A 10,635-nucleotide genomic window follows, 5' to 3' on the forward strand; every position below is an offset into this window, starting at 1 on the left:
ATGGGTCTGCTCGTTACGTGCGGCCGCAAGCTCCGCATTCTCGATGCCGAAGAGGATTTCCCACTGGAAGCGCCGGATCAGAGCATTCCGCAACGGTTACGGGTAGGGCAGCGCGATCGATTTCAACCGGTTGATCAGGTCTTGCGGATCGCGCAGTGGTTGGCAATGCGATCTCGCCCATCCAGATCGCCGAGCAGAAGCCGTGTGGATGGCCGGGTTGGTAGTCCATGGTGATGATGCCGGCCCGACAGGATTCCATGATGACTTCGACAGCGTCGGCGTTGCGATAGAGCAGGTCGACCCTTTGTCCGCCAACGGACAGCCAGGCACCTCCGATGATCCACGGCCCCCATTCAGCGCCATCGCAAATTCATGGAGAGCGGCTTCGTCGTCCTCCCGTCATGACGGACTCGCGTCGCCTTGTCCGATCGCCAGCTTATGTCGCGGCGCGAGCGAGGGAGGGTGTCGGCGCCGGGCGTGGCTGCAGCATCGGCATGGCATATGCCGCGGCCACGCGCCGGAATCGGAAGATCAGATCCGCGCCTCCAGAATCAGATTGAAGGGCGTTTCAGCGGCGCGGCGGAAGCGCGTCAGTCCGCCCTCTCGCGCGACCTTGCGCAGCCTTGCCTCGCCCGCTTGCGCGCCCAGTGCGAGGCCCACCTCCTGGTCGAGCGAGGCCGGCGTGCAGATCATGGTCGACGCCGCATAATAGACCCGCCCGACCGGGTTGAGATTGTCCTCGAGGCGGTCGCCTGCGAACGGCTCGACCAGCATGCAGGTGCCGTCCTTTGCCATGGTCTCGCGCACGTGGCCGATGGCGCCGACGGGATCGCCCATGTCATGCAGGCAATCGAAGAAGCAGACGAGATCATAGCCCTCGGCCGGATAGGTCTTGGCGGAATGAACAGCGAAGCTGACCCGGTCGCCCAATCCGGCTTCGGTGGCCGCCTTTCGCGCGGCCTCGATCGAACCCTCGTGATAGTCGAAGCCGTAGAAGCGGGAGTTCGGGAAGGCTTCCGCCATCAGCCGTGTCGAGACGCCGTGCCCGCAGCCGACATCGGCGACCTTGGCGCCGCGCTTCAGCTTGTCCACGACGCCGTCGAGCGCGGGCAGCCATTCCTGCACCAGATGATGCATGTACCCGGTCCGGAAGAAGCGGGCGGTGCCGCAGAACAGGCACTCGCTGCGCCGGTTCCAGCCGACGCCCTTGCCGGATTTGAATGCGTCCGAGATCTTCGGCTCGTCGAGAAACGCCGAAGCAATGACATTGCCGAACGCGCCGAGGAACACCGGACTGTCCTCATCGGCAAGCGCCATCGCCTGCTCCGGTAGCATCGAGAATTTTGCCGAAGCGGAATCGTATTCGATGTAGCCGGACGCCGCCTGACTCGCGAGCCATTCGCGGACGTAGCGCTCCGCCGTCCCGGTGGCGCTTGCGAGCTCGGACGAGTTCATCGGTCCCTTGGCGGCAAGGGTACGGTAGAGACCGAGCTTGTCCCCGAGCAGGACCAGCGATGCATTCATCGCCGCCCCGAATTCGGTGACCATCTTGCCCATAAAGGCATTCAACTTGTCGGAATTGACCTCCATGACAGCCTCCGTGCTGACGCGCCCCCTTAGGTGGGTCAATCCGGCATGGGGGAAGTTCAAATTGGCAGAAAAACGTGATCCCCGAACTCAGGGAAGAATGGTGTCGCTATGCTGGCATTCATGATGTCTGGTGGGTATAATTCGCAAGCTTTTCGACGGTTATTTGAATGTTCAGGCTTACACCCTCTTGCGGTCTCGCGGTTTTTCTGGCCCTGCTCTGCCTCGGCGAAGCGCCGGCTCATGCGCAAGCCGCACCCCTGCAATATTGGATCCCCGGCGGACCTTTCGGCTTCGGCGGTGTTGCCGGCCAGAGCGCCGATAGCTACGGCATTTTCCCGAGCTTCAATGGCGGCGACGCAAGCGGCCGCAGCAATTCTGCGAACGGCTTCTTTGTCGGCAGCCAGCATGGCAATCTCAATTGGAGCGGCCTCAGCCCGGCCGGACTGAGCGGCAATTTCAGCGCGCTCTCCTACGACAGCACGCAGTTCGGCTACAACACCAAGACCGCGGGCGGCATGCCCGTCACGTTCTTTGCCGGGTTCGACACCCTGAAATACGGCGGCGGCATTGGCAGCTCGCTTGCGCCGCTCACCTCCAGCGCCTCGCCCGGCTACGGCGCATTTGCGGGTGTCGAGCTCAAGCCGACCTCCAACCTCAGCCTGTCGTTTGGGGCCGGGTTCACCCAGCAGGACTCGGGCCGCATGGATAGCGATCTCAGATCGAACATGCTGCCCGGCGAGTCGCCGGCGTTGAATGGCCTTCGACGCTAACTAGCGCGTGAACTTCGCAACGAGCTCGACATGCGGCGTGTGGCGGAACTGATCCACCGGCACGACTACGTCGATCTTGTACCCGCCATCGATCAGCAGCCGCGCGTCGCGGGCAAAGGTCGCGACATTGCAGGAGACCGCGACCACCACCGGCACCTTGCTCGCGACGAGCTTCAAGGCCTGCGCCTGCGCGCCCTGGCGCGGCGGGTCGAACACGACGGCGTCGAAATCGCGCAGCTCCGGCGCCACCAGGGGACGGCGAAACAGATCGCGCGGCTCGGCCTTGATCGGCTTGAGACCCGGCGTGCGCGCGGCCTTTGCGAGCGCTGCAATGGCGCCGGCGTCGTTGTCATGGGCGGTGACGCGGGCCTTCTCGGCGAGCCGCAATGCAAACGGCCCGACGCCGCAGAAGAGATCGAGAACGTTCTTCGCCTTGCCGATGCGCTCGGCGACCAGCGACGCGAGCGTCTCTTCGCCGGCGACGGTCGCCTGCAGGAATGAGCCCGGCGGCAGCGTCACCTCGGCGCGGCCCATCTGCAGGGTCGGTGGCAGGCGTTGCAGCACCAGTTCGCCGTGCCGTGTCAGCCGCGCCAGGCGGTGCTGCTCGGCGACGCGCGACAGCGCCGTCACGAGCGACGTGGGCAGCGGGCCGGAGCCGCGCACGTCGACATCGAGACCGTTGGCGGTCGCGGTGACCTGGATGTCCAGCGGTTTCGTCACCGGCATTTTGGACGTCAGCAGCTCGGCGAGCGCCCAACCGGCATCGAGTGCACCCTCGAGCCCGGGATCGAGGATCGGGCAGCGATCAATCGGGATGACGTCGTGCGCGCTGGCAGCCGAAAAGCCGACCTTGAGGATGTCATGGGTGCCGAACCGGCCGTGCAGCGTGATGCGCCTGCGCCCCGCGCCGTGAGCGTCGACCAGCGGCGTCACCTCGCAGTCGATGCCGGCCTGGGCCAGGGTCTCGACCACGATGCCGCGCTTCCAGGCGTGATACGGTTCAGTCGCCCAGTGCTGGATCGCGCAGCCGCCGCAGACGCCGAAATGCGGACAGAACGGCGCGACGCGCTCGGGACTGGCGACGTCCACTACCAGCAGCTTGCGGCGGTCGGGATGATTGCCGACGACATGATCGACTTCGACGGTCTCGCCGCCGAGCGTGTAGGGCACATAGATGGCATCGCCAGCGTCGAGCGAGACGCCGTCGCCGCGATGGCCGACGTGATCGATCGTCACGCGCTCAACCACGGCGCGCGCCCAGGAAGAATTCGATGTTGCCGTCGCCGCCGGTGATCGTCGACGGGAACACCTCGATATCGGTGCAGCCGAGCGAGGCAGCAAAGGCGGCGATGTCGTCGCAGATCTCGCGGTGCACGGCGGCGTCGCGGACGATGCCCTTCTTGTTGTGCTTCCGGTCCGCCTCGAATTGCGGCTTGATCAGCGCCAGCAGGCTCATCGGCGCGGCGGCCAGCGACAGCGCGATGGGCAGCACCGTCTTGAGCGAGATGAAGCTGACGTCGATCACGACGACATCGGGCCGCGCCGGCAGGCGCTTGCCGTCATAGGCGCGGATGTCGGTCTCTTCCATCGACACGATCTTGGCGTGACCGCGCAGCGAGGGATGCAACTGGCTGGTGCCGACATCGACGGCAAAGACGAGGCTCGCGCCATTCGCCAGCAGTACCTCGGTGAATCCGCCGGTGGAGGCGCCGACGTCGAGGCAGACATGGTCCTCGATCTCGATCGGGTAGCGCTCCAGCGCGCCGGCGAGCTTGACGCCGCCGCGGGAGACGTAGGGGTGCGCGGGCTCGGCCTGGATCACGGCGTCCTCGGCGATGGTCTCCGACGGCTTTGCGACCTGCTTGTCGTCGGCGGTGACGAGCCCGGCCTCGATCGCCGCGCGCGCCCGCGCCCGGCTCTCGAACAGGCCGCGCTCGACCAGCAGAACATCCGCGCGCTTGCGGGCAGGGGACATCATCTCTCCGAAGACGCCTGAGGCGCTTATGTAGCGATCAATCGCGCGGCCGCCATCCGGACGCAAGCCTCGAACGCGGCCAGATCGTGCCAGACGTCGATCGGCATCTGCGCCGGCGTCACCAGCGGGCAGCCATGCAGCTCCAGCGCGTGGATCATCATGAGATTGTCGACGAGGCCAAAATCCTCGACCGTCAGCCCCTGCACGTCGACCAGCCGTCCGTCTTCGGAGGTCACGTCCATGAAGCGACTGACACGGTCGGCATAGGCGGCACCGTCATTGGAATAGGCGAGGCAGAACTTGCGGCGGCCGGCCATGTAGCCGAGCTCGTAGACGGTGCCGGGATCGGCGCCGGCGCCGCGGAACGGCGTGAGGTTGGCGATGATCGCATCGGCCGCGTCCATCATCGCCTCGTTGCCGCGAAAGATCTGCCGCGAGGCGTCGGGCGCGGCGAGGTCGATTTCGTTGTCGAGGGGATAGAGGCCGGTGACGCCGTGCGCGGCACAGACCGCGACTTTGTGCCGGCCGATCTCGACCGCATCTGGCAGGAACACATCGGGGCCTGCCAGATAGATTTTCATCACAGCTGCTTCGCGGAAGGTCGAAGCTCGCTATCAGGCGAGCTTGACCGTCTCGGCCTTGACGTCCTTGCCGAGCGCCTCGAACACCTTGGCGACGATGCCCTTGGCGTCGAGACCGGCACGACCGTACATCGCCGCCGGGGTGTCGTGGTCCTGGAACACGTCGGGCAGCACCATGGTGCGGAACCGCACCAGGCCGCTGTCGAGCGCGCCCTGGTCGGTCAGGTACTGCGCGACATGCGAGCCGAAACCGCCGACTGAGCCTTCCTCGATCGTGATCAGGATCTCGTGGTCGCGCGCGAGCTTGAGCACGAGCTCGGTATCCAGCGGCTTCATGAAGCGCGCATCCGCGATCGTGGTCGAAAGGCCGTGGGCAGCGAGCTCGTCGGCGGCCTTCTCGCATTCGGCGAGGCGCGTGCCGAAGGAGAGCAGGGCGATCTTGCTGCCCTGGCGGACGATGCGGCCCTTGCCGATCTCGAGCGGAACGCCGATTTCGGGCATCTCGATGCCGCGGCCTTCGCCGCGCGGATAGCGCAGCGAGCTCGGACGATCATTGATCGCGACCTGGGTTGCAACCATGTGCACCAGCTCGGCTTCATCGGACGCGGCCATGATCACCATGTTCGGCAGACAACCAAGATAGGCGTTGTCGAACGAGCCGGCATGGGTGGCGCCGTCGGCGCCGACGAGGCCGGCGCGGTCGATGGCGAAGCGAACCGGCAGGCTCTGGATCGCGACGTCATGCACGATCTGGTCGTAGCCGCGCTGCAGGAACGTCGAGTAGATCGCGCAGAACGGCTTGTAGCCCTCGGTGGCGAGACCGGCGGCGAACGTCACTGCGTGCTGCTCGGCGATGCCGACGTCGAAGGTGCGGTCCGGGAAAGCCTTGTTGAAGATGTCGACGCCGGTGCCGGAAGGCATGGCCGCGGTGATGGCGACGATCTTGTCGTCCTTCTCCGCTTCCTTGACGAGGCTCTGGCCGAATACGTTCTGATAGGCCGGCGCGTTCGGCTTGGACTTGGCCTGGGTGCCGGTCGCGACGTCGAACTTGACGACCGCGTGGTACTTGTCGGCGGAGGCTTCCGCCGGGCCGTAGCCCTTGCCCTTCTGCGTCACGACGTGGAGCAGGATCGGGCCGGTCTCCATGTCGCGCACGTTCTTCAGCACCGGCAGGAGATGGTCGAGGTTGTGGCCGTCGATCGGGCCCACGTAATAGAAGCCGAGCTCCTCGAACAGCGTGCCGCCATCCATCATGAAGCCGCGGGAATATTCCTCGACGCGGTTGGCTCGGTTGGCGAGGATCTTGGGCAGGCGCTGGTTGATCTGCTTGGCCACATCGCGCAGCGTGCGATAGGTCTTGCCCGAGTAAAGCCGCGACAGATAGGCGCTCATCGCGCCGACCGGCGGCGCGATCGACATGTCGTTGTCGTTGAGGATGACGATCAGGCGCGAGTTCATCGCCCCCGCATTGTTCATGGCCTCATAGGCCATGCCCGCCGACATCGCGCCGTCACCGATGACGGCGATAACGTTGTTCTTGCCGCCGGAGAGGTCGCGCGCGACCGCCATGCCGAGGCCGGCGGAGATCGAGGTCGAGGAATGCGCGGCGCCGAACGGATCGTAATCGCTCTCGCTGCGCTTGGTGAAGCCGGACAGGCCGCCGCCGGTGCGCAGCGTGCGGATGCGATCGCGCCGGCCGGTGAGGATCTTGTGCGGATAGGCCTGGTGGCCGACGTCCCAGATCAGCCGGTCGCGCGGGGTGTCGAAGACGTAATGGATTGCAGTGGTGAGCTCGACCACACCGAGGCCTGCGCCGAAGTGACCGCCGGTCACCGAGACGGCATCGATGGTCTCCTGACGCAGCTCGTCGGCGACCTGGCGAACCTGCTCGACCTTGAGTTTGCGCAGGTCGTCCGGCGTCCGGATGGTGTCGAGAAGCGGCGTTTTACTATATGCGTTCACGGCGATTTCCAATTTGTCAGCGCCAGAAGATCGTTCCGGCGCGCGATGGGTTTGCTCAATATCGGCGCAGCGCGAGTCCTTAAACCGTCGGAGCCACCTGCATGGGGCAAAGCCCCGTCTTCAAGCTTAGGTGAGCTTAAGTGCTCTCCGGTTCAGTCTCTGTGATCCCTGTCACTTAGATCGGCTTCGTCCATCCCAGCCAATTCATCAGCAGTTTGAAGCGCTTGTCGTCGGTAATCAGTGCCCACGCAAGGCTTACAAAAAGCCACACTCCGCGCAGCTTTACACCAAAGCTTGGGCCAAAGCCAACCCGCTGGGCCCGATTACGGGCATGCACCTGCAACCCGCGGGCCAGAGTGGTTAATCCTGGCGCCATCGGAAGGGTTCCAAGCTAGCCCGGTTCCTCGGCAAGGTTTTTCGCGTGGGGAAGCTATTTTTAGGCCGGATTCAGGAGGACGAGGGGCGCTCTGAGGGAGGTTCCATAATCTCCGGAGCGCCGGTTCCCTGGAATCAGGCAGCAGCAACGCCGACGGCGGCGTGCGATCATGAAAAATTGCCGGTGCGCGCTGCGTGAGATAGGCGGCTTTGAAGGCGGCCCTTACTGGACGTCGAGCGGCGCGGTGCCGGTCGCCTGGCCGCTGGCATCGGTGGTGATCTTGTCGACGCGCGCCTCGGCCTGGCGCAGCAACTCCTCGCAGCGGCGCTTCAGGGCCTCGCCGCGCTCGTAGATCGTCACGGATTCCTCGAGCGGCACCTTGCCGTCCTCGAGCCGTTTCACGATCGTTTCGAGCTCCTCGATGGCGCGTTCGAAGGTCAGCCTGGAGATGTCGATTTGGGTATTTTCGGCCATATAAGTTTCCGATTGCCCGATTCGCTTCACGTCGGAGAAAGCAAAGTTTTGCGGGCGCAATGTGGCGGGTGTGTCAGGCGCCCATCAGGGCGCCGACATGCGCCGTAACAGATTCTTTCAGTCCTTGCAGGTCGTAGCCGCCCTCGAGCACAGAAACAACGCGCCCTCCGGCGGTCTTGTCAGCGAGGTCCATCAACTTACGCGTCACCCAGGCATAATCCTCCGCGCGCAAATTCAGCGACGCCAGCGGATCGCGATAATGCGCGTCGAAGCCGGCAGAGATGACGAGCAGCTCCGGGCTGAATTTTTCGAGCTGCGGCAGGATCAGATTCTCGAACGCGATGCGGAATTCCGGCCCGCCGTCCTCGGAGGCGAGCGGTGCGTTGACGATGGTGTCGTGGTCGCCGCGCTCGCTCTTGGCACCGGTGCCCGGAAACAGCGGCATCTGGTGCGTCGAGCAGTACATCACGGTCGGGTCCGACCAGAAAATATCCTGCGTGCCGTTGCCGTGATGCACGTCGAAATCGACGATGGCCGCGCGCTTGACGCCGTATTTACGCTGCGCGTGGCGCGCGGCGATCGCGACATTGTCGAAGAAGCAGAAACCCATCGGCTTGCCGATCTCGGCGTGGTGGCCGGGCGGGCGCACCGCGACGAAGGCGTTGCGATGCTCGCCCGCCATCACCGCTTCGGTCGCCGCGACCGCGCCGCCGACGCCGCGCATCACCGCTTCCCACGTGCCAGGCGACATCGAGGTGTCGCCATCGATATAGACCTGTCCGCTGGTTGGCGCGATGTGGCGCAGCTCCGTGACGTAGTGCTCGTTGTGGCAGAGCGTGACGAGGTCGAGATCGCCCTCCGGCGCCTGGTCGCGCACCAGGAACTGGAAGCGCTCATGCGACAGCGCTTCCTCCACCGCGCGCAGGCGGTCCGGCCTTTCAGGGTGTCCCGGCGGCGTGACGTGGTCGAGGCAGGCCTTGTGGGAGAGGAGAAGCGTACTCATCAGTCGGCCTCATGGGATGCGGGCTCTCGATGTCGCTTGGCGCATCCGGCGCCAAAACGCAAATGCAAAACCCAATCTATGCGTTCCCCCGGGAATGGCAAAGGGTGTCCCGGAGCGGCCTGTTTGATCCGGATCAATTCACGCGCAGGATGCGGCTCAGCGGCAGCGGTCCGATCGGTCCGTGCGCCCGGAAGAACGCGAACAGCGCGTCAGCGTCGTAGCCGCCATATTGCGGCCCCGTGCCTTGTTTGGCGACCGTAAACCCGTCGCCCCCGACTGCGAGGTAATCGTTGAGGGTGACGCGGTAGCCGCTTCCGGCTTCGATCAACCTGCCATTGAGCGTCATCTTCTCGTTGATCACGCGCTCGCCGTATGGCTTCGCCGCATCCCAGGCGTAACTGAACCCGTTCGAGACCTGGAGAATCCTCGGCCGCTTCGGATCGAGCCATTGCTGCTCCAGCATGTCCTTGAGCTGGCTGCCCGTGAGCGTCATGGTGACGAGCCGGTTGCGGAACGGCTGGCTGGCGAAAACGTCGCCGAAGGTGATCGCGCCGTTCTCCTTTGGCACGATGTCGGTGCGGATGCCGCCGGGATTGGTGAGCGCGATGACGGCGCTGCCGTCCTTGGCGTCCCTGGTCGCGGCCAGCTGCGCGTCCGCAATGACGTCACCGAGCGGGCTTTCGCCGGCCTCGTTCGGCACGCGTGACAGCGTCTGCGTCACCGATCCAGCCGGGCGATTGGCGATCGGCGCCGAAAGCCTGTCGTAAGCGTCGATCAATGCGGTCTGCTCGGGATCCCTAGGCAGCGAGGCATTGGCGACGAGGACGTTCTCGGCCCTGGCGCTGACGATGTCGCGCGTTGCCGGATCGAGCTTGAGGTCGATCGCGGTAACCAGGGTACCGTATTTGTCGCCGCTGGTGACGAGCCGCCCGTCAATATCGCAGACATAAGCACGATGGGTGTGGCCGCTGACGACGACGTCGACGGCGGGATCGAATTTTTTCACGATGTCGACAATCGGCCCCGTGATGGCAGGGCATTCGTTGTAGTCGCCAGCCGGCTCGCCGCCCTGGTGGATCAGCACCACGATCGCCTCGACCCCGCGCGCCTTCAGCTGCGGCACCAGCGCATTCACCGTCTCGGCTTCGTCGCGGAATTCGAGGCCCGTGACGCCCGATGGCGAGACGATGCCCGCGGTCTCCTTCAAGGTCAGCCCGATGAAGGCGATGGGGATGCCTTCGAATTCCCTGATCTCGTAAGGCGGCAGCACGCTCTTGCCCGTCGCCGTCTCGATGGTGGACGCCGCTAGATAGCGGAATCTGGCGCCCGTAAAGGAATGCGGCCCCTGACAGCCGTCGACGGGATGACAGCCCCCGTTCTGCATCCGCAGGAGCTCGGTCTTGCCTTCGTCGAATTCGTGATTGCCGACCGAGCTGATCGCGAGCCCCATCATCGAGAGCGACTCGATCGAAGGTTCGTCGTGGAACATGGCCGACAGGAACGGGCTCGCGCCGATCAGGTCGCCGGCGGCGACGAAGATCGTGTTCTTGTGGCCCTCGCGCAGCTGCTTCACCAGCGTCGCCATGTATTCGGCACCGCCGGCCGCCACCATCACCTTCCTGGCCTTGTCCTCGGGATCGCTGATCCGGATGCCGCCCGGCGGCGGGCGCAGATTGCCGTGGAAATCGTTGATCGCCAGGATGCGCAGCTCGACGGGTGCGGCGGTTTGGGCGGACGCGGGCAGGGCGGCGAGCGCGAGCGAGAAGACGGTCAGCCGGAGAACATGTTGCATGAAACCAGACTAGGGTTCAGACTCAATTGATCCAATAAGCGACGAGAGCGGCGAGGTGGACGGCGGCCAAGAAGTTTCTGGCAAGTTTGTCGTAGCGAGTAGCAACACGCCT

General features: G+C 64.9%; 10 protein-coding genes and 1 pseudogene. 1 reads left to right on the forward strand and 10 read right to left on the reverse strand.

Annotation, left to right across the window (positions count from 1 at the left end):
• Positions 1-531 precede the first annotated feature (531 nt).
• Positions 532-1,590, reverse strand: coding sequence for a class I SAM-dependent methyltransferase (locus IVB36_RS12945; RefSeq protein WP_018456255.1), 1,059 nt, complete (start codon positions 1,588-1,590; stop codon positions 532-534).
• 167 nt (positions 1,591-1,757) lie between these two features.
• Here IVB36_RS12945 and IVB36_RS12950 point away from each other — a divergent pair, with 167 nt between their 5' ends.
• The gene (locus IVB36_RS12950) at positions 1,758-2,360 is read left to right on the forward strand and encodes a hypothetical protein (protein WP_247391568.1); all 603 of its coding nucleotides are present in this window, start codon (positions 1,758-1,760) and stop codon (positions 2,358-2,360) included.
• Here IVB36_RS12950 and IVB36_RS12955 read toward each other — a convergent pair whose 3' ends face one another.
• The 9 genes and pseudogenes from IVB36_RS12955 to IVB36_RS12995 all read right to left on the reverse strand — a co-directional run.
• On the reverse strand, positions 2,361-3,608 hold the full coding sequence (locus IVB36_RS12955) for a methyltransferase (protein ID WP_204513896.1): 1,248 nt from the start codon (positions 3,606-3,608) through the stop codon (positions 2,361-2,363). It abuts the gene before it with no gap.
• Complete coding sequence (locus tag IVB36_RS12960) at positions 3,601-4,335, reverse strand: TlyA family RNA methyltransferase (protein WP_247369205.1); 735 nt, start codon at positions 4,333-4,335, stop codon at positions 3,601-3,603. Before IVB36_RS12960 ends, IVB36_RS12955 begins: the two co-directional genes overlap by 8 nt.
• 26 nt (positions 4,336-4,361) lie before the next feature.
• Complete coding sequence (locus tag IVB36_RS12965; RefSeq protein WP_247391570.1) at positions 4,362-4,916, reverse strand: nucleoside 2-deoxyribosyltransferase; 555 nt, start codon at positions 4,914-4,916, stop codon at positions 4,362-4,364.
• A gap of 33 nt (positions 4,917-4,949) precedes the next feature.
• The gene (gene dxs / locus IVB36_RS12970; RefSeq protein WP_247369204.1) at positions 4,950-6,878 is read right to left on the reverse strand and encodes a 1-deoxy-D-xylulose-5-phosphate synthase; all 1,929 of its coding nucleotides are present in this window, start codon (positions 6,876-6,878) and stop codon (positions 4,950-4,952) included.
• A gap of 175 nt (positions 6,879-7,053) precedes the next feature.
• Positions 7,054-7,254 carry a hypothetical protein gene (locus IVB36_RS12975; protein WP_085361378.1) on the reverse strand — a complete coding sequence of 67 codons (201 nt, stop codon included), beginning with the start codon at positions 7,252-7,254 and terminating at the stop codon, positions 7,054-7,056.
• A gap of 222 nt (positions 7,255-7,476) precedes the next feature.
• Complete coding sequence (locus tag IVB36_RS12980; RefSeq protein WP_007594646.1) at positions 7,477-7,728, reverse strand: exodeoxyribonuclease VII small subunit; 252 nt, start codon at positions 7,726-7,728, stop codon at positions 7,477-7,479.
• A 73-nt stretch (positions 7,729-7,801) separates the two neighbouring features.
• Entirely contained in the window at positions 7,802-8,731 is a 930-nt protein-coding gene (locus tag IVB36_RS12985) for a histone deacetylase family protein (RefSeq protein ID WP_247391572.1), read from the reverse strand.
• A 133-nt stretch (positions 8,732-8,864) separates the two neighbouring features.
• A complete protein-coding gene (locus tag IVB36_RS12990; RefSeq protein ID WP_247391574.1) occupies positions 8,865-10,523 on the reverse strand; it encodes a bifunctional metallophosphatase/5'-nucleotidase in 1,659 nt (552 codons plus the stop codon).
• A 22-nt stretch (positions 10,524-10,545) separates the two neighbouring features.
• A pseudogene (locus IVB36_RS12995) lies at positions 10,546-10,635 on the reverse strand (IS5/IS1182 family transposase); the annotation flags it as partial.

Source organism: Bradyrhizobium sp. 35 (genome assembly GCF_023073215.1).
Classification (GTDB): Bacteria; Pseudomonadota; Alphaproteobacteria; order Rhizobiales; family Xanthobacteraceae; genus Bradyrhizobium; species Bradyrhizobium canariense_D.